Origin of the sequence: Peribacillus sp. NPDC046944, from assembly GCF_050272735.1 — a bacterium.
GTDB lineage: Bacteria > Bacillota > Bacilli > Bacillales > DSM-1321 > Peribacillus.
The window spans coordinates 242,380-261,898 of record NZ_JBNNML010000006.1; the positions used below are offsets into that span (position 1 = coordinate 242,380).

A 19,519-nucleotide genomic window follows, 5' to 3' on the forward strand; every position below is an offset into this window, starting at 1 on the left:
AACTGATTAATTAAAAGGAACCTGCCATATTTCTACAAAAAGCAAGCCGAATTGGCTTGCTATTAAACATGTTCATGCTCTTGTTCTTTTTCTTCGATCCATTTTTCCATCCGGATTTTATCACGGGTCAACACAGGCTTTAAGTATTTCCCTGTATAAGATTCAGGCACTTCGCAAATGTCCTCTGGTGTTCCGTAGGTTACGATGGTCCCGCCTTTATCTCCGCCTTCAGGACCCAAATCAATGATATGGTCCGATGCCTTGATGACATCAAGATTATGCTCGATAACGAGAACGGTATCCCCATTGTCCACAAGTCGCTGTAAGACTTCAAGCAACCTGGCGATATCATGGACGTGCAGACCGGTAGTCGGTTCATCCAAGATATAAAATGAACGGCCAGTGGAGCGGCGATGCAATTCGGAAGCGAGCTTCACCCGCTGGGCTTCACCGCCTGAAAGTGTGGTTGCCGGTTGCCCAAGCTTGATATACCCTAGACCCACATCAAATAGCGTTTGTATTTTCCGTTTGATTTTCGGGATATTTTCGAAGAAGCTGACACCTTCCTCGACGGTCATATCAAGGATATCAGAAATGTTTTTCCCTTTATATTTCACTTCCAGTGTTTCACGGTTATACCTTTTTCCATGGCAGACTTCACATGGAACATAGACATCAGGAAGGAAATGCATTTCAATCCTAATAATTCCGTCACCACGGCAGGCTTCACAACGGCCGCCCTTCACATTAAAGCTGAAACGTCCTTTTTTATACCCACGGATTTTCGCTTCATTCGTTGATGCAAAAACGTCACGAATATCATCGAACACGCCTGTATAGGTGGCCGGATTAGAACGAGGTGTCCTACCAATTGGCGATTGATCAATATCAATCACTTTATCTAAATGTTCAATCCCTTTAATTTCACGGTACTCCCCAGGTCTAGCCTTGGCACGGTTCAGTTTTTGCGCTAGAGACTTATGAAGGATTTCATTCACTAACGTACTTTTACCAGAACCGGAAACCCCAGTGACCGATGTAAACACCCCAAGTGGGAATTTAACATTGACGTTTTTCAGGTTATTTTGCTTAGCCCCTTTGATTTCAATGAACCGTCCGTCGTTTTTTCGGCGTTCTAACGGAAGAGGGATGAACTTCTTTCCGGAAAGGTATTGGCCCGTTAATGATTGGGGATGATTCATGACTTCTTCCGGGGTGCCGGCAGCTACGATTTCTCCACCATGTTCACCTGCTCCCGGGCCCACATCAATCAGATAATCTGCCGCAAGCATCGTATCTTCATCATGCTCGACCACGATGAGCGTATTGCCGATTTCACGCATGTTTTTTAGCGTGTCAATCAATCGGTCATTATCACGCTGATGCAGACCGATGGAAGGTTCATCTAAAATATACAGCACCCCCGTCAGACGTGAACCTATCTGGGTAGCCAACCGGATACGCTGAGCTTCCCCACCCGATAATGTTCCTGCTGCCCGGCTTAACGTCAAATAATCCAACCCGACGTTATCAAGGAAACCAAGGCGTTCGCGGATTTCCCGTAAGATCAACTTCGCAATCGCGGCTTCTTTTTCGGTCAACTCCAGGTTATCGAAAAACTGCAAGGAGTCTGAAACCGATAAAGCCGTTGTTTCGCTTATATGGACACCTTGAATGAGGACAGCGAGGCTTTCTTTTTTCAATCGATGCCCCTTACATGTGGGACACGGATTCTCCGACATGTATTTCTGCATTTGCTCCCGTATATAATCGGAGTTCGTATCCTTATAGCGCCGTTCGATATTTCGTAAAACCCCTTCAAACGGAATATGGCCTTCCTGCACTCTTCCAAAATCATTTTTATAGCGGAAATAGATCTTATCCTTACCAGATCCCAGTAAGATTTTCTCCAGTTTCTCTTCCGGAAGGTCTTTGACCGGGATATCCATATCGATGTCATAATGAGTCGCTACAGCTTCAAGGAGCTGCGGGTAATATTGAGAACTCGTCGGCTCCCATGGCGCTATGGCATGCTGGCGAAGACTTAACTCTTTATTCGGGATGACCAGATCACGGTCCACTTCAAGCCTTGCACCCAAACCATCACAATCCGGACAGGCCCCGAATGGACTATTGAAAGAAAACATCCTCGGCTCTAACTCCCCAACAGAAAAACCACAGATTGGGCAAGCATGATCCTCACTGAAGAGTAATTCTTCTTCGCCCATCACATCTATAATGACCTTGCCATCCCCAAGCTTCAAAGCGCTTTCCAAGGAATCTGCAAGTCTTGCCCTGATTCCTTCTTTGATGACGATCCGGTCAATGATGACTTCTATTGAATGCTTTTTATTCTTTTCAAGGGTGATATCATCACTGAGGTCATACATCTCCCCATCAATCCGCACACGGACATACCCTTGTTTCTTCACTTCTTCCAGCACTTTCACATGTGTTCCCTTTCTTCCTGAAACGAGTGGTGCCAATACTTGAAGCTTTGTCCGTTCCGGATAGTCAAGTATACGGTCAACCATTTGTTCAATCGTCTGGGAACTGATTTCGATATGATGGATCGGACAAGTCGGCCGGCCGACCCTCGCATATAGCAATCTTAAATAATCATAAATTTCCGTTACGGTTCCCACAGTGGAACGAGGGTTCTTGCTCGTCGTTTTCTGATCGATCGATATCGCAGGAGATAACCCTTCAATCATATCCACGTCTGGTTTATCCACCTGCCCTAAGAATTGGCGGGCATAAGCCGAGAGTGATTCGACATAACGTCTTTGTCCTTCCGCATATATCGTATCAAAAGCCAAGGACGACTTCCCGGAACCGGATAATCCTGTTAGCACTACAAGCTTATCCCTCGGTATCGTGACGTCGATATTCTTGAGGTTGTTGGTCCTTGCACCCTTAATCACAATTTTATCCATTGCCATGTTTCGTCACCCTTCCGCTTTTAACTCTAATATTAAATCACGCAGTTCGGCAGCCCGTTCGAAATCCAGTGCCTTTGCCGCTTCTTTCATTTCTTTTTCCATGCTTGCCACCACTTTTTCGCGCTCTTTTTTCGGAAGCTTAGACAGTTTGATAGCCGGATCTTCCTGATACGCTTCCCCATCTTCAGCAACTTGTGTAGCCCGGATGGAATCCCTGATATCCTTTTGGATGGTCTGTGGTGTGATTCCATGCTTTTTGTTGAATTTTTCCTGAATTTCCCGTCGGCGCGTCGTTTCACTGATGGCCAGTTCCATCGAATTCGTTATCCGGTCGGCATACATGATGACGTGCCCGTTTGCATTCCTGGCGGCACGGCCCATCGTTTGGATGAGTGAACGTTCCGAGCGGAGGAACCCTTCTTTATCAGCATCAAGAATGGTCACCAAGGACACTTCGGGGATATCCAGTCCTTCCCGCAAAAGATTGATCCCGACAAGGACATCATATTTCCCCATCCTCAATTCCCGGATGATTTCAATTCTTTCCAACGTTTTTATCTCAGAATGAAGGTACTGAACCTTGATTCCTATATCCTTCAGGTAATCCGTTAAATCCTCGGACATCTTTTTCGTCAATGTCGTAATTAAAACCCGTTCATCCCGTTTAGCCCGTTCCTGGATTTCACCTATCAGGTCATCAATCTGCCCTTCAATCGGTCGCACTTCAATGGTGGGATCAAGCAATCCAGTAGGTCGGATAATTTGCTCGACCATTTCCGGTGTATGTTCCAATTCATATGGTCCTGGAGTTGCCGAAACGAATATGGATTGATGGACTTTCTTTTCAAACTCCTCGAATCTGAGTGGCCGGTTATCTTTCGCAGAGGGCAGGCGGAATCCATGGTCCACCAATACCTGCTTACGAGCCTGATCGCCATTGAACATGCCGCGGATCTGTGAAAGGGTCACATGTGACTCGTCGACAATCAATAGGAAGTCTTCCGGAAAATAGTCAATCAAGGTGTAAGGTGTGGCTCCTGCGGGGCGTAGGGTTAAATGACGGGAATAGTTCTCGATACCCGAACAGAAACCCATCTCCCGCATCATTTCCAAATCGTAACGGGTCCGTTGCTCCAATCGCTGTGCTTCAAGAAGCTTTTCATCTTCACGAAGTTCTGCCAATCGTTCTTCAAGTTCCGTTTCAATATTTTGAATCGCCACATTCAGTTTCTCTTCACGTGTGACGAAATGGGATGCCGGAAAGATGGCGATATGTTCCCGTTCACCAGTGATCTCGCCGGTCAGGGCATCGACTTCCCGAATTCGGTCAATCTCGTCCCCGAAAAACTCGACCCGAACGCAGTGTTCATCTTTTGAGGCCGGGAAGATTTCAACTACGTCTCCGCGGACCCTGAACGTTCCACGTTGAAAGGCAATATCATTTCTCTCATATTGAATATCTACAAGTTTATGCAGCAGTGCATTTCTGTCTATCTCCATACCAGTACGCAGCGATACCACCATCTCCCTGTATTCTTCCGGGGAACCTAACCCATAAATACAGGATACACTGGCGATGATGATGACATCTTCCCGTTCGAACAAAGAGGATGTCGCCGAGTGGCGGAGTTTATCGATTTCATCATTGATACTGGCATCTTTCTCTATGAAAGTATCAGTGGAAGGCACATAGGCTTCTGGCTGATAGTAATCGTAATAGCTGACAAAGTACTCAACCGCATTATTGGGGAAAAACTCTTTGAACTCACTGTAAAGCTGCCCTGCCAACGTTTTGTTATGGGCAATGACAAGGGTAGGCTTATTGATTTGTTGGATGACATTGGAGACAGTGAATGTTTTCCCTGTCCCTGTCGCACCAAGCAGCGTCTGCATACTCTTTCCTTCTTTTATGCCAGCAACAAGCTTTTCTATCGCCGCTGGCTGATCTCCCTGTGGAGAATATTTTGAGACTAACTCAAACGTTTCCTTCACCAAGCATGGCCTCCTACTGAATTAGTTTTATATGAAAAAAGGGATATGATTTATTCCTTCTATTTATTCCGTTTAAAGAACTATATATACACATTCTACCACAATATCCTCAAAACAAACCACCGAAAAGCGAACAAACATTCTGTTTCGCGTTTTATAACCTAGCAGGTCAAAGAGTCCTTTTCATAGAAATCGAGACAAAAAAAGCACCTCTATAAATTAGGCGCTCTTGGCTGTTCGTTTCATCATTCTTTTTGATAACCAGAAACCCACCGTCAGTGATAGTGCATCAATGATTATTAATAAGTTCGTATGTGTATAACCTTTATATGCGGAAGCGGCGATCAATGCAACCGTTAGTATAAGACCTACAATATAGTTATAGGTGACCCTTGAAAATAGCATGACTAGAAGACCGGGTAATAGAAGGGCTGAAAGAAATTTAATCATTTTTTCATCTCCTTTGTAAGAGAAAAATAGAGTAGTTACAGTTTAAATGATTCCTTGGTTTTTTGCCAATCTATTTCCTGCAAAACGAACAAGCGGTATACAAAAGGGAAACCCCCTTCAAGGAAGGGAGTTCACTTTTTGCATCCTATTAATATGGATCGGCGTCATGACCTTTTTCGACCGCTTCCTCTGGATTGTCCGTACCACCCATTGGTTTGGAAGACTCGGTATGTTGGGAAGCTGCCGCAAATCCTTCTTTCAAACGACGGCCATAATCTTTATCGGCCTCTTCAGCAAGGGCAATCATCTTCTCTTGAATGCGTGGATCGGCAGGTGCGAGTGCATCCACTAGATTGGAGATCAATTCGTCCCTTTCCCAATCCTCGAATTCACGATACGTTTCACCTGCTTGTTTCGTGTTGCTTTGGCGATCTATCGTTTCACGGACCAGTTTGCCCTCCACAAAAGGGGTATACTCTTTACCCGTCTGCTCAGCCTCTTTCAATCCGCCTACAGTCGATGGTTCGTAGTTGATATGAGGACTTTGGTTTCCTCTCCCCACTTCATACTGCATTTGGCCGCCCGTTTGATTAGTCGCCGTCCGTTTTTTCGGTGCATTGATCGGCAGTTGCAGATAATTTGCCCCTACGCGATGACGTTGTGTATCCGAATACGAGAATGTGCGGCCTTGGAGCATCTTATCATCCGAGAAATCCAACCCGTCTACAAGGACTCCCGTTCCAAAAGCAACCTGCTCGACTTCAGTGAAATAATCTTCCGGGTTCTTATTCAAAACCATCGTGCCGACATGTAGCCATGGGAATTGGTCCTTTGGCCAAATCTTCGTATCATCCAATGGATCGAAATCCAGTTCAGGATGGGCATCATCACTCATGATTTGTACATTTAAATCCCATTCTGGGTAATCCCGACTTTCGATTGCTTCATATAAATCCTGTGTAGCATGATTGAAATTCGTCGACTGAATCTCATTCGCTTCTTTCTGCGTCAAGTTTTTGATCCCTTGCTTTGGTTCCCAATGGTACTTGACCAGGACTGCTTCCCCCTCTTGATTCACCCACTTATACGTATTGACCCCGGAACCTTGCATCATGCGGTAGCTAGCCGGAATGCCCCAAGGCGAAAATAAGAAGGTGATCATATGGAAGGTTTCCGGAGAACTTGAGCAGAAATCGAAAATCCTTCTGCCATCCTGAATGTTTGTAACAGGGTCGGGTTTGAAGGCATGGATCAAATCGGGAAATTTCATGGCGTCGCGGATAAAGAATATTTTGAGGTTGTTCCCTACTAAATCCCAGTTTCCATCTTCCGTATAAAACTTAACGGCAAATCCACGAGGGTCACGTAATGTTTCAGGGGAGGTTCCCCCATGAATGACCGAAGAAAACCTGACGAAGACCGGTGTTTTTTTACCCGCTTCTTGAAAGACCTTTGCTCTCGTATATTTAGAAACCGGCTCGTCTCCCGCCTTGCCTGTAGGAACAAAATATCCATGTGCACCTGCACCTCGTGCATGTACCACCCGCTCCGGAATCCGCTCTCTATCGAAGTGACTCATCTTTTCCAGGAAGTCGTAGTTCTCTAATGTACTTGGTCCCCTGTTTCCAACAGTCCGGATGCTTTGATTATTCGTTATGGGGTGCCCTTGTCGGTTGGTCAAGGTTTCTTCCGATTCATTATTCGTCTCTTTCGGTTGATCAGACACTAAATTTCCTCCTTTGTAAATATCATCCATCACTCCAACTAACATCCCCAATTCCTCAAACTTCACTCATATTAATTCAAAATTCTTCAATTAATGTAAATTACGTTCTAATTACCTACAAAAAGTTCCAAAAAACACCTACTAATTGATGTGAGTATATTGTACTATTATTAATAAATCTCCTTCACACTATCGCCAATGATACCGATAAAAATCATGGAGATTACTCCAATGAAGGCATCTCCGCAGTATATATGCACTTATATTCACTTACCAAGGGTTATTCTGACCCAACCTCTGGATGAACCATAGCCATTCGATTATTTCAGCATAATTTAAAGGAGCGAGCTTTAATGAAAAGAAGAATAATCACCTTATTTGCAGCAACCTTGGTTTTTTTGACGATTTTCTCGTATCCACACGCCACCGATCAAGTTCAGGCCGCTTCCAAAACGGCCAAAGTTACAGCTAGTTCCCTCCATATAAGAGAACAGCCTAAGACCACGGCAAAATCTCTGGGCCTAATTAAAAAAGGAAAAGAAGTGACCATCTCTTCACAAAAATCCGGATGGTCGAAAATCAAATATGGAAAACTAACGGGCTGGGTTTCCACCACGTATTTGGACGAGTTAGGGTATGTGACAGCTTCCTCGTTAGTATTAAGAAAATCAAATAATACAAGCAGCAAGGCTCTCGCAACCTTACCTAAAGAAACCGTTGTAGAAATTAAATCGACCAAAGGCAATTGGCTACAAATCTATGTATCTTCCAAAAAGAAAACCGGTTGGGTTTCTAAAACATACATATCTAGTTCCAAGCCTACAGCCACCGCTAAACCGGCAGCTGTCAGCACAACCAAGTACTATGTTACAGCCAGTTCATTGTATGTCCGTAAGTCTGCCAATACCACGTCAAAGAAGCTGGCGACGATCAATAAGGGCGCTGCCGTTACCTATATTAAAAAATCGGGTAACTGGGCAAACGTGAAGACGGCTTCCGGCGTGACCGGATGGGCTTCCTTAACCTATCTATCTAAGAAAAAACCTACTGCATCTCCTTCAGCCGTTAAGGAAACGACTTACTATGTAACAGCTGCCGAGCTATACGTAAGGAAATCGGGTAACTCAAAGGCTGACAAGGTCACCACTCTAAAAAAAGGGGAGGCTGTCACGCTTTATGAAGAGAAAGACAAATGGGGAAGAATCAAAACGGCTTCCGGGAAAACAGGTTGGGCTTCCCTTACCTATCTAGCAAAAACCAAGCCGAAAGAAACAAAACCAGTAACAACCACACCACCTAAAGTAGAAGCACCTATGAAAGAAGAACTGGTCAAAACCAAGCCAACCAAATACTATGTCATTTCCGACTCGTTGAACATTCGCAATGGACCTTCGGCAACGTATAAAATACTAGGGGCCATCGATAGAAGTGATAGTGTCATAGTGACGGAAACACAAGGAGATTGGGGCAAGGTCGAAACACAATCCGGTTTGGTAGGGTGGGCCTCCCTCACGTATCTATCGAAGACCAAACCGAGTGATGGATTTAAAGGCAAAGTGATCGTCCTTGATCCGGGGCATGGCGGGTCTGACCCTGGGGCATCCGGGAAAAATAATCGGGAAAAGGATTTAACTCTTTCCACGGCTAAAAAGTTGAAAGCCAAATTGGAGGAGGCCGGTGCAAAAGTCGTCATGACACGAACAGGCGATACGTATCCCTCTTTAAGTAAGCGAGTGGAAATCAGCCAGGCCAACAAACCCGATGTCTTTATCAGCATTCACTATAATGCTGGTCCCAGCTCAGCCAACGGCATTGAAACATTTTATCTAGCATCGAATGTCAATGAAAAAGAGCTCGCACAAACCGTACAAGCTGAAATCATTAAAGAAACAAAATTGAGGGACCGTGGTGCCAAAACGGGGAACTTCCAGGTCATCCGGGATAACAAGCAAGCTGCGATATTACTTGAATTAGGGTTCATCTCCAATTTGGAAGAAGAAAAGCTCATTGCCACGAGCGCCTATCAAGACACGGCTGTCACTGGTATCTTTAATGGGTTGAAGAAATACTTCAATTTATTTTAATAAATCAAAAAAGCTTTGGAGGGATTTACCTTCCAAAGCTTTTTTAGAAATTCAAGAAACCGCATACCCAGTTTTGCAAATAGGAATGTTTCCCCTTTATAATTAAGAGTGGATTATGATAAAAATTTTAAAAGTGAGGTGCCTTCATTGAACATATTAGGAAGATTAAGCAAAATGATGACCGGAACAATCAGCCGTTGGGTTGTCATCGCCATCTGGATTATTGCGACAGTGCTGTTAACCTTCACGTTACCGGCAGTGAACGATAAAACGGAAAATGTTCCTACTGATTTACCTGCAGACTCAGATTCTGTCGTAGCGGATGAACTGATAAAAAAAGAATTCCCTAATTCCTCAGGGATACCTGCCTTGCTTACATGGCATCGGGAGGGTGGACTGACTGATGCAGATTTAGCTGAGATTCAAAACCTTTCCAAAGAGCTTACAGAAAGTCCCTTAAAACAGCAATCCTTCTTACCTCCTCTTCATAATGCTCCACTGCCCGCACTAAAGGGCTCTGTTTCTGAAGATGGTACGACTTTCGTACAGCCCCTCTTCTTTGAGGAAAGTGCCGGGACAGCCGTTTTGGAAAAAAATATTGAACGCATCAATAAGTTAGTAACCGAACGCGTCGGTACGGACCCTTCAAAGGTTAAAATCGACTCTGAAGATCTGTCCCTTCGTGTAACGGGTCCTGTCGGGATCTCCGTCGATGCGACTGGATTATTTGCCGGTGCCGATATTCAATTACTTCTGGCGACGGTTATACTCGTTCTTGTCGTCTTATTACTTATTTATCGCTCACCACTTTTAGCGATCATTCCATTAATCGGGGTCGGTTTCGCTTACCTTGTCACAAGTCCTATCCTAGGATTCATGGCAGACCACGGCTGGATTACAGTCGATGCGCAGGCCATTTCGATTATGACCGTATTGCTATTCGGGGCGGGAACCGATTATTGTTTATTCTTGATATCCCACTACCGTAGTGAATTGAGAAGACACGAAAGCAAACGAGAAGCCATGATGGCTGCCTTTAAAGATTCTTCAGGCGCCATTGCGATGAGCGGTCTGACGATCGTCGTCTCCCTATTAACATTGCTCGTGGCTCAATATGGTGCTTATCATCGTTTCGCCGTACCATTCAGCTTATCCATATTAATCATGATGATCGCTGCCTTAACTCTCGTTCCTGCACTACTTTCCGTTTTCGGCCGGGCCTCTTTCTTCCCGATCGTTCCACGTACACCCGAAATGGAAGAAGCACGCGCGAAGAAAAAGGGCAAACCCGTCAAGATACACAAAGAAGGCGGACGCATTGGAAAATGGATTGGGAATATCGTTACAGCCAAGCCGTGGACCGTCATCCTTACTTGTCTGATTCTTTTCGGCCTATTAGCTAGCTATTCATCACAAATAAAATATTCCTATGATATCCTCTCTTCATTCCCAGAAGACATCAACTCTCGTGAAGGATATACCGTCATTTCCGATGCCTACTCTCCTGGTGAACTTGCACCGGCAACAGTCGTCGTCGATACGGATGGTAAGGATATCGATTTAACGGATTCCCTGAAGGATATGAGCCTGATTGGAAGTGTCTCAGAACCGGTAAGGAGTGAGACCAATAAGGATTTACAATCCTATGAAGTCAAATTCAATATCAACCCATACGATACAAAAGCAATCGACGCCATTCCAGATATACGCAGCTCCGTAGAAAAAGAACTGAAAGATGCGAAGATCTCATCCGTTGATGAAAAAGTATGGATTGGCGGCCAGACAGCCGAGCAACACGATAAACGCGAAACGGTTAAGGCGGATGAATTCTTGGTTTTCCCAATCATCATCGTCTTGATTTCATTGCTACTGTTAGCCTACCTTCGTTCCGTAACAGCCATGGCTTACTTAATGGGAACGGTTATCCTTTCCTTCTTTGCCGCTATGGGCTTAGGCTGGATCATCCTTCACCACTTCATGGGTGTGGATGCAATTGAAGGCACGATTCCGTTGTATTCATTCGTATTCCTTGTCGCCCTAGGAGAAGACTACAACATCTTTATGGTATCCAGCATATGGCGCAAGAAGAAGACGATGCCAATCAAGCAAGCCATAAGAGAAGGTGTAACCGAAACAAGTGGCGTCATCACTTCAGCCGGTATCATCTTGGCAGCTACATTCTCTGTGCTCGCTACGTTGCCGATTCAAGTGCTTGTCCAATTCGGACTCATTACCGCACTCGGTGTACTGATGGACACATTCATCGTTCGCCCATTCCTAGTGCCGGCGATTACCGCTCTGCTTGGTCGCTATGCTTTCTGGCCAAGTAAAGCCCCGATTCACGAAGAAAAAGAACGTTCTAACTAAGAGTTTCTTTCTTAAACCTGTGTCCGCACACATGCGGCACAGGTTTTTTTGCATTTTCTAAATAAAGGAAAAAACGTTTGACTCTGGAACCCCCAGCTCATATAATTACAATATGTTAAATTATCTCAAATTAAAGATATATGAAGTGGAGGAATATACAAAATGGCTAAAACAAAATGGATAGTCGACCCTACACACAGCGCCATAGAGTTTTCTGTAAAACACATGATGATTGCAAAAGTAAAAGGAAGTTTCAATAAATTTGACGCCAACATTTCTGCAGACCCAACCGACCTAACAACAGCGGAAATTGATTTCACCGTCGATTTGTCCAGCATTGACACTCGTAATACAGACCGTGATAACCACCTGCGTTCTGCTGACTTCTTTGACGTTGAAAAGAACCCGGAACTGATATTTAAAGCTACAGACATCAAAAAAACGGATGACGATGAGTATGCCGTAACCGGTGATGTCACACTTCATGGAGTGACAAAAGAAGAAACATTCGTTATGACATTCGAAGGGCAAGGAAAAGATCCATGGGGTACGGAAAAAGCAGGATTCAGTGGCAAAGGCAAGGTGAAACGCAGCGACTATGGTTTAACCTATAATGCTGCCCTGGAAACGGGCGGGGTACTGATTGGAGATCAAATCACCATTTCCATTGATATCGAAGCCGCAAGAGAAGCGTAAAATGTTTCATTAATAACCCCCCCAATGAGCAGAGCAACCTGCCTTTTGGGGGTTTCCTGTGAAAAATCGTTCAATAACTGAATTTAGAAAAAACCAGCGTATGCTTATCCTGTTTATCTTTGTAACTCATATATAATTTTTCCCCTTTTATTTCATACAACAGAGTATCGGAATGCTTTAATCCTGCCCATTCTGCAGGTACATCAAAATCTGCTTCATCCCCTGTCTTCAATTTCAGAGATTCCCCATCATATTGTGTAATCTCTCCTTGGATGCCCGGGTTCCCCGCTTCAGCATCATACAAAGAAAATCTCCCATTTTTCTCGATGTCAAACGCGTAAAATCCTGTATAACGATTTCCATCTAAACTCATTTCTTCCCCATGCCACTCCCCTATAAGGTCAACGGGGGCAGAACTTTCCTTTCTCCCGTCTTTCCCACCTGGTTGACATCCATATAAGAACAAGCATAATAATACTGTCAAAATACTCTTCATCTTCATCGTCATATCCTATTCGCACCTTCACTTTTCATTTCGTCTACCCATATAAGAAACCACCTAGATCTATCATCTAAGTGGTTTCAGTTACTATTCAGAAAGATCCGGCCGTTTCTATCCTGCTTGGCCACTCTCTTTCAATTGATCATCCACAAAAAGGATGCCCAATTCATAATGCTCCCCTTCAAATAAGGCCCGTTGCACAAAGCGCATTTGCTGATTGATGCCGATTACCTCTAGCTTACAATAGGCCCGGTTCTTTTGCAGCGCCCGGTACAGCTCTTCCTCTTCCCTGACGACAACGCCATTGATCTTTGAGATGATTTCACCCTTGACCAATCCCATCTTGTCAGCTGGCGATTCAGGGATAACGCCTAGAATCTGGACGCCAAGCTTGCTTTTCGAAAAGTAAAACGGTTGCTTTTCGTCCAAATTCTTTTGCGCATAATGGATGAATTCCCGTCCAAGGATCGCTAAAACAGCTGTTATGATTGCCAATAGTGGATACCAGTAGCTCACGACCGCCAAGACTGTAATCAATATGCCAAGTGTCCCTACCTGCTTACCTAGGGCCTTAATTGCCTGTTCCGGAAGCGATCCATGAACCTTCTGCCTAAATCCAATCAAAAATGGCAGAACAATTGGAGAAACGAACACTTCACCAATGGAGAATACGGGATACCAGTCAAAAAGAACGGGCAGTTCTCCTCCAGGAATCAATACGAACATCGGAATCAGCCAAATACGTTGCGAAACATAAACGCCAATCGGCTGCCCGCGCTTTGAAACCTCTAACTGCGGTGATGCCTTTTTACTGCCTTTCTTAACGATAAGAAAACCTTCCGCAATCAACAAAAGCCCAATCAATATCACAAGTGTCGGATAAACCGATTGATTCAGTTGGTCAAATGCATCCGTGAAAATAGGAAGTGGCATATCCTTACCATTTAGAAAGAAAAGGATAAAGAACGTGACACCCAACGTATAAACAGATGATACCAGTCTCCTTTTCATGGTCAAGACGGCTAGGACCGAGACTGCCGCCATGATGACCACCGCCGCCATCGGTATGACAAGGCCAGACACCAGCGCGAGGAGTGACAGAATCACCCCAGTGACGATTCCCTGTAGAAGCAAAGCCCGAAGCTCCATGGTTTTCCTATAAATCTTCGTATTGAAATCACGGCGCTCCCGTTTAACCCGAAGATAGCCGATGAATAAACAATAAGCAATGGAAACGTAAAGCAATGGATGAAGGAAGAGTTTTCCCAATCCTATTAAGCAATCAATAAGCCAATCCGTTGTCAATTTCTCTCCACCATCCCTATAAGTGATTAAAAGTATGTATCAATCGTTCTAGTCAGTTACTTCCTATTCTATCAAATATGTCAGCTTTCTGCCTATTAAGATGTAGAAAAAACTGTATCCGCTCTAATAGATGAAATGAAATTATCCCCTTTCCTGCCAAGTAAAAAGGCAACACCCCTATGGGCGTTGCCTCCTTCTTCTATTTCGCCAAATAATTCAAAGCCGTCCGTAGCTGAATATCATTATCTTCATCCTGAATTTTTTCCAAGATGACGGTTTCTAGCTTAGCTGCGGTCTTAGCATCCAACTTACCAGTCGCTTTCATCCCATACTGCTTCTGAAAAGCCTTGACCGCAATCTCTGTATTCCAATCGTAGTACCCATCCTCACGCCCTGTTTCAAAACCGATCCCTTTTAGGATCGTTTGCGCATACTGAATTTGGTCGTCTGTCATATCCCGCTTCAATACCTTTTCGATGGTTAACTGATGGGCGTTGAAGTACACTGGTTGCTTGACTTCAATCGTCGGTTCGATTCCCTTTTTGTGAATCCAGTTACCAGATGGTGTCAGCCACTTGTACAGCGTAAGCTTGATATTGCTACCATCTCCCATTGGGACTGCCTGTTGAACCGTCCCTTTACCGAACGTCTTCTCGCCAATCAGCGGGTATCCCCCGGCCTCCTCCATGGCACCGGCAAGGATCTCCGAGGCCGAGGCACTGCCTTTATCCGTCAGGACGGCAATGGGGTAGTCCTTCTTTTTCTTCAGCTCGGTGAAAAAGGATTGCGTCTCACCCGTTCTTTCAGCTATTTTCAAATATGGTTTATCTTTCGTAATAAACTCGCCTAAAATCGTTTCCACACTTGAAAGGAGACCGCCCGGGTTCCCCCGGACATCGATCACCAGCCCTTCGATTCCCTTCTTCTCAAGTTCCTTCAACTGCTTTTTAAAATCCGATGCGGTATTTTCCGAGAATGTGGTCAGCTCCACATACCCGATTTCCTCACCCGCTACTTCCTTGGTCGAAGAAAAAACCGTGTCCAATGGAATTTCAGCACGAACCATATTGAATTCGATCGGATTGGATACACCGGCACGTTTTATTTCCATTTTGACTGGAGAACCCTTTTTCCCACGGATCTTCAACCGAGTTTCATAGAGGTCCAACCCTTCGACACTTTCCCCATTCACCTTTAGGATTTGGTCCTTCGGCTTTAATCCTGCCTTTTCAGCCGGGGAGTCCTTGTAGGGAGAGACAATGATGACCTTACCGTCCTCCATCCCGATTTCCGTACCAATCCCCTCAAATGAGGAATCCAAGGTCTCATTGAACTGCTTTGCTGTCTCCTTGTCCATATATACCGAGTATGGATCCTTCAATGTTGTCAGCATGCCTTGAATGGCACCTTCGATGAGCTTTGAGCCGTCTACCTGTTCAACATACTGGCTCACGATCAACCCATAAGCTTGTTCCACTTTTGCCCACTCCTGATCTTTTATGCCCTCTTGGCTTTCCTGTTTCATCTCGTGTTTATCCTGGGTGCTTGTCCAATACATGCCCCCCGCTGCCCCAATAACTAATGACATCATGATTGCCAGAGGAATTACCCATTTTTTGACCATATTTATCCCCTTTTCTACCTCGATATGTTTTTCACTATATGAGTAGTTTCAGGTAAATATGCTTTTGAACAGAGCAAAAAAACAGACCAGGATGTGATCCTGGTCTGTTTTATGATTCATATATTGGGTATTAGTTAGGTATGTAGCTTAATGGATTGACTGCATTGGACTTGCTGTAATTCCATTCCCCTTTGTGAAGCTCAAAGTGTAAATGCTGTCCATAGGAATGTCCGGTATTCCCCATGATCCCAATTTGTTGACCTTTGGCAACGACTGCACCATCACTAGCTTGTCTTGAACTTAAATGTGCATAAACCGTTGTCCACGTTTGTCCATTAATTCTATGAGAAACAAAAACAACATTACCATATGAAGAGGAGAAATATGATCGGCTAACGACTCCGTCTGCTGCCGCTACAACAGGCACGGTTCCGCTTGCAGCAATATCAATGCCGGCATGCTGTTTGTTCCAACGCTCGCCCATTGTCGAAGATACATAACCTGCACTTGGTCTTGTAAATGTTCCTGACGATACAGCCGGTGCAGAACTTACACTAGCCGGAGCTTGTGATGATGAAGAGGATGAACTGCTATTAGAACTAGAGTTAGAATGGGAAGGAGCTTGTTTTTTCGCTTGAGCTGCTTGCGCTGCTTGTGCTGCTGCTTCTTGTTCTGCACGTTTTTTCGCTTCAGCTGCTGCTTTTTTACGAGCTGCTTCTAATTCAGCTAGACGATTCTTCTCTAAGTCGATGGCTGACTTGATGGCTGTTTCTTGAGCAGCAAGGTTCGCCTTTTCTTCCTCTAAGCCCATTTTATTTTCTTCTTCTTTTTTCGTTTGTTTCTTTAATTTCTTAACTAACGCAGCTTTTTGTTCTTTCTGCTGTTTTTGTTGATTTTGGATTTGTAAAAGTTGAGCTTTAGCCACTTCTAAACTAGCAAGCTTCGTTTCTACGGCCTTTTGTTTTTCTTCAAGCTCTTTTTTATCCAGCTCATGTTGTTTCAAAATCTCGCGATCGGCTTCTGCAATGGCTGCAACAGCTCCTACACGGTCAATTAAATCGCTAAAACTAGATGATCCGAACAATACTTCCACATAATTCAAATCTCCACCGGACTCCTGGAAGGAAAGGGCACGTTCCTTCAGAACGTCGTTACGCTTAGCGATACGTTCTTGCAACACTATAATTTCTGCTTTCAATACTTCAATTTCTTCTTTTGTTTGAGTGATTTCAGCATTTTTCGCATCAATTTTCTTTGCTGATTCTGCAATTTTCGCATCAATGGCAGCGATTTGCTCCTCAGCCGTCAGTTGTTTATTCTGGAGGTTATTGATTTTTTCTGAGGTAGTGGAAATGTCCGCTTCAACACCCGAACGTTTTTCCTGTATAGATGCCTTCTTTTGCTCTAAGTCTGAAATGGATTCAGCAAAAGCTGAAGGAGCAGCCAAAATGCTCCCCAAGCCAATCATGATTGTCGCGTTCACCGCGATAATATTCTTTTTCAATGTTCCATTTCCCCTTTCAATCTCGTTACAACTCGTGCCATGCAACGTCTCTCTATTTTGAATGAATTTCTTCTTCGTATTTCGAGTGTAAAAGAATTGTAAAGTTTGTTCGCTTATGCTTTTAAGAATTTTCTAACGGACATTAAGCTTCCCCATATTCCAATCACGGCGCCCATGATGATAAGAATCGCCGACACTTGGTAAATGAATGGACTTGCTGGTAAAAAGTCTACGAATTTAAACGTAATCTGTGGTGATATATAATTGAACAGATTGTAGTAGAGTACTGAAATCAGGGCGATAGGCACGACAGAACCAAGGATTCCTAACCAGAGTCCCTCTAAGAAGAATGGCCAACGAATGAAGTTGTTTGTTGCCCCTACCAATCTCATGATCTCGATTTCTTTTTTCCTAGCCACAATCGTAATTTTAATCGTATTCGAGATGAGGAACATGGCTGTGAAAAGCAACCCTACGATAAGTACAATCCCGATATTTCTAGCAATTTCGACAAAACTGAATAGGTTTTCAACATAACCTTGTCCATATTTAACGCTTTGAATATAATTGATGCTTTCGATTTCTTTAGCTACCTTGATCACATCTTGAGGTGTTTTCGTTTTAATGATATAAACATCCCGTAAAGGGTTGTCTTGTTCAAATGGTTTAAAGGCATCTCCATTATCGCCTAGATCATCAATTAAATTGGTGAGCTCTTCATCCTTAGGGGAGAAGACAACACTATCAATTCCACCTATACTCGTTATCTGCTTGCTGATTGCTTGTATATCCTCTTTACTCGCTGCATTATCAATATGCGCACGAATTTCGACATCGTTTTCGACATTACCCGCGATATGATTCAAATTCATCATAATCACTAAAAAAACGCCAACCAATGTTAGAGTAACTGTTACAGCACTTACTGATGCAAACGTCATCCAACCATTACGACCAATGTTTTTAAAGCTTTCACGGAAGTGACGGACGAGTGTTCTAAATTTCATATCCGTATTCACCTCTATGTTCATCGCGAACGATTTTTCCACCTTCAATGGCAATTACACGACGTTTAAAGTTATTAACAATATCTTTATTGTGCGTAGCCATGATAAGTGTCGTTCCGCGCTTGTTTATTTCTTCAAATATGCTCATGATTTCCCATGATGTTTCAGGATCCAGATTCCCTGTAGGTTCATCGGCAATAACCACCTTGGGGTCATTGACGATCGAACGGGCAATCGCAACCCTTTGTTGTTCTCCACCTGATAACTCTGCAGGACGCATTCTGGCTTTATGCTTAATCCCAACTAGATCGAGAACTTCCATGACTCTCTTTTTAATGACTTCAGGTTCTTTTTCGATGACTTCCATTGCAAAGGCAACATTTTCATAGACTGTGAAAGTTTGAAGGAGTTTAAAATCCTGGAAGACCATCCCGATATTACGGCGAAATAGAGGAACTTTCGAATTGCGGATTTTTGGTAGGCTGACACCATTAACCAAGATATTTCCACTTGTCGGCTTTTCTTCCCGATACATCATTTTGATGAAGGTCGATTTTCCGGCACCACTTGGACCCACTACATAAACAAACTCGCCTGGTTGTATTTTAACATTTAACCCATTAATGGCTATGACGCCATTGGAATAGGTCTTTTTGACATCTATCATCTCTATCATTCTAAAACCACCTAATTTGCTTGTTAACTTATCTATTAAAAGCGTTTTTTTCGACAGCATTTTTTAAATAACGACAGGAATCATTTCGTTTTAAGCACAGGAACATTATAACATCAAAGTTTGTCAAATTAAGCATAAAAATATTACAGTTTCATTTCAAAGAGTGAGGTAAGACTATCTATCTAGTATACGGAAAAATGAATGGAAATAATAGGAGATTTTATGAAGAGGATGGATGAAACGTCCAGCCTAAAGGAGGACGTTTCGGTAGAAATGTTACTTATGTTCGGAAAGCCAATCGGCTACTTTTGATGCATCATCACCAATGATGACACCTTTTGGCATTCCACCTTGGCCTTTCAAGATGATTTGCTCAATTTCATCTTTCGACAAACGCGAACCGACTTCCGTCAAATTTGGGCCTACGCCGCCTTCAAGATTCACAGCATGACAACTTGAACATTTATTTTCATAAATCTTGGCTGCATCACCGGCACCAGCAGTGGTCGTTTCATTAGTATCCGTTGCCGGTTCTTTATCTGCGTTATTATCGTCATTCCCCCCGCAAGCAGTAAGCGCAAGAGATGTACCTAATAGTAAAGCTAACCATTTCTTTTTCATTGGACAAGCCCCCTTCTTCTTAA

General features: G+C 43.8%; 14 protein-coding genes. 3 read left to right on the forward strand and 11 right to left on the reverse strand.

The window, feature by feature from the left end:
• Positions 1–62: 62 nt before the first annotated feature.
• The 4 genes from uvrA to ACQKIC_RS13470 form a co-directional block, all read right to left on the reverse strand.
• Positions 63–2,942 (reverse strand): excinuclease ABC subunit UvrA, encoded by a 2,880-nt coding sequence (uvrA, locus tag ACQKIC_RS13455; RefSeq protein ID WP_403079587.1) that lies wholly within the window; start codon positions 2,940–2,942, stop codon positions 63–65.
• 6 nt (positions 2,943–2,948) lie between these two features.
• Complete coding sequence (gene uvrB / locus ACQKIC_RS13460) at positions 2,949–4,934, reverse strand: excinuclease ABC subunit UvrB (RefSeq protein WP_402870668.1); 1,986 nt, start codon at positions 4,932–4,934, stop codon at positions 2,949–2,951.
• Between the two features lie 219 nt (positions 4,935–5,153).
• On the reverse strand, positions 5,154–5,384 hold the full coding sequence (locus ACQKIC_RS13465; RefSeq protein WP_402870665.1) for a DUF2198 family protein: 231 nt from the start codon (positions 5,382–5,384) through the stop codon (positions 5,154–5,156).
• Positions 5,385–5,532: 148 nt separating this feature from the next.
• Positions 5,533–7,110, reverse strand: coding sequence for a catalase (locus tag ACQKIC_RS13470; protein ID WP_427591433.1), 1,578 nt, complete (start codon positions 7,108–7,110; stop codon positions 5,533–5,535).
• A gap of 353 nt (positions 7,111–7,463) precedes the next feature.
• On the opposite strand from ACQKIC_RS13470, the gene ACQKIC_RS13475 reads away from it, so the two are divergent.
• From ACQKIC_RS13475 to ACQKIC_RS13485, 3 genes are all read left to right on the forward strand, one after another.
• Positions 7,464–9,194 carry an SH3 domain-containing protein gene (locus ACQKIC_RS13475; protein WP_427591434.1) on the forward strand — a complete coding sequence of 577 codons (1,731 nt, stop codon included), beginning with the start codon at positions 7,464–7,466 and terminating at the stop codon, positions 9,192–9,194.
• Between the two features lie 174 nt (positions 9,195–9,368).
• A complete protein-coding gene (locus tag ACQKIC_RS13480; RefSeq protein ID WP_427591435.1) occupies positions 9,369–11,561 on the forward strand; it encodes an MMPL family transporter in 2,193 nt (730 codons plus the stop codon).
• Positions 11,562–11,723: 162 nt separating this feature from the next.
• The gene (locus ACQKIC_RS13485; RefSeq protein ID WP_402954577.1) at positions 11,724–12,257 is read left to right on the forward strand and encodes a YceI family protein; all 534 of its coding nucleotides are present in this window, start codon (positions 11,724–11,726) and stop codon (positions 12,255–12,257) included.
• A 70-nt stretch (positions 12,258–12,327) separates the two neighbouring features.
• Here ACQKIC_RS13485 and ACQKIC_RS13490 read toward each other — a convergent pair whose 3' ends face one another.
• The 7 genes from ACQKIC_RS13490 to cccB all read right to left on the reverse strand — a co-directional run bounded on the left by ACQKIC_RS13490 (position 12,328) and on the right by cccB (position 19,496).
• Positions 12,328–12,741 (reverse strand): hypothetical protein, encoded by a 414-nt coding sequence (locus ACQKIC_RS13490; protein WP_427668653.1) that lies wholly within the window; start codon positions 12,739–12,741, stop codon positions 12,328–12,330.
• Positions 12,742–12,870: 129 nt separating this feature from the next.
• Positions 12,871–14,064: a PDZ domain-containing protein gene (locus ACQKIC_RS13495; RefSeq protein WP_427591437.1), complete on the reverse strand. Its 1,194-nt coding sequence runs from the start codon at positions 14,062–14,064 to the stop codon at positions 12,871–12,873.
• Between the two features lie 199 nt (positions 14,065–14,263).
• A complete protein-coding gene (locus tag ACQKIC_RS13500; protein ID WP_427591438.1) occupies positions 14,264–15,688 on the reverse strand; it encodes a S41 family peptidase in 1,425 nt (474 codons plus the stop codon).
• A gap of 130 nt (positions 15,689–15,818) precedes the next feature.
• On the reverse strand, positions 15,819–17,192 hold the full coding sequence (locus tag ACQKIC_RS13505; protein WP_427591439.1) for a murein hydrolase activator EnvC family protein: 1,374 nt from the start codon (positions 17,190–17,192) through the stop codon (positions 15,819–15,821).
• A 113-nt stretch (positions 17,193–17,305) separates the two neighbouring features.
• Entirely contained in the window at positions 17,306–18,199 is an 894-nt protein-coding gene (gene ftsX, locus ACQKIC_RS13510; RefSeq protein ID WP_402870641.1) for a permease-like cell division protein FtsX, read from the reverse strand.
• Complete coding sequence (gene ftsE, locus ACQKIC_RS13515; RefSeq protein ID WP_402870638.1) at positions 18,189–18,875, reverse strand: cell division ATP-binding protein FtsE; 687 nt, start codon at positions 18,873–18,875, stop codon at positions 18,189–18,191. Before ftsE ends, ftsX begins: the two co-directional genes overlap by 11 nt.
• 276 nt (positions 18,876–19,151) lie before the next feature.
• Entirely contained in the window at positions 19,152–19,496 is a 345-nt protein-coding gene (gene cccB, locus ACQKIC_RS13520; RefSeq protein WP_402870636.1) for a cytochrome c551, read from the reverse strand.
• Positions 19,497–19,519: the final 23 nt, after the last annotated feature.

Bases quoted from the DNA above. Each gene is read 5' to 3' on its own strand.
- uvrA (WP_403079587.1), bottom strand. From the start codon at position 2,942: ATGGCAATGGATAAAATTGTGATTAAGGGTGCAAGGACCAACAACCTC.
- ACQKIC_RS13465 (WP_402870665.1), bottom strand. From the start codon at position 5,384: ATGATTAAATTTCTTTCAGCCCTTCTATTACCCGGTCTTCTAGTCATG.
- ACQKIC_RS13475 (WP_427591434.1), top strand. From the start codon at position 7,464: ATGAAAAGAAGAATAATCACCTTATTTGCAGCAACCTTGGTTTTTTTG.
- ACQKIC_RS13480 (WP_427591435.1), top strand. From the start codon at position 9,369: ATGATGACCGGAACAATCAGCCGTTGGGTTGTCATCGCCATCTGGATT.
- ACQKIC_RS13485 (WP_402954577.1), top strand. From the start codon at position 11,724: ATGGCTAAAACAAAATGGATAGTCGACCCTACACACAGCGCCATAGAG.
- ACQKIC_RS13500 (WP_427591438.1), bottom strand. From the start codon at position 15,688: ATGGTCAAAAAATGGGTAATTCCTCTGGCAATCATGATGTCATTAGTT.
- ftsX (WP_402870641.1), bottom strand. From the start codon at position 18,199: ATGAAATTTAGAACACTCGTCCGTCACTTCCGTGAAAGCTTTAAAAAC.
- ftsE (WP_402870638.1), bottom strand. From the start codon at position 18,875: ATGATAGAGATGATAGATGTCAAAAAGACCTATTCCAATGGCGTCATA.
- cccB (WP_402870636.1), bottom strand. From the start codon at position 19,496: ATGAAAAAGAAATGGTTAGCTTTACTATTAGGTACATCTCTTGCGCTT.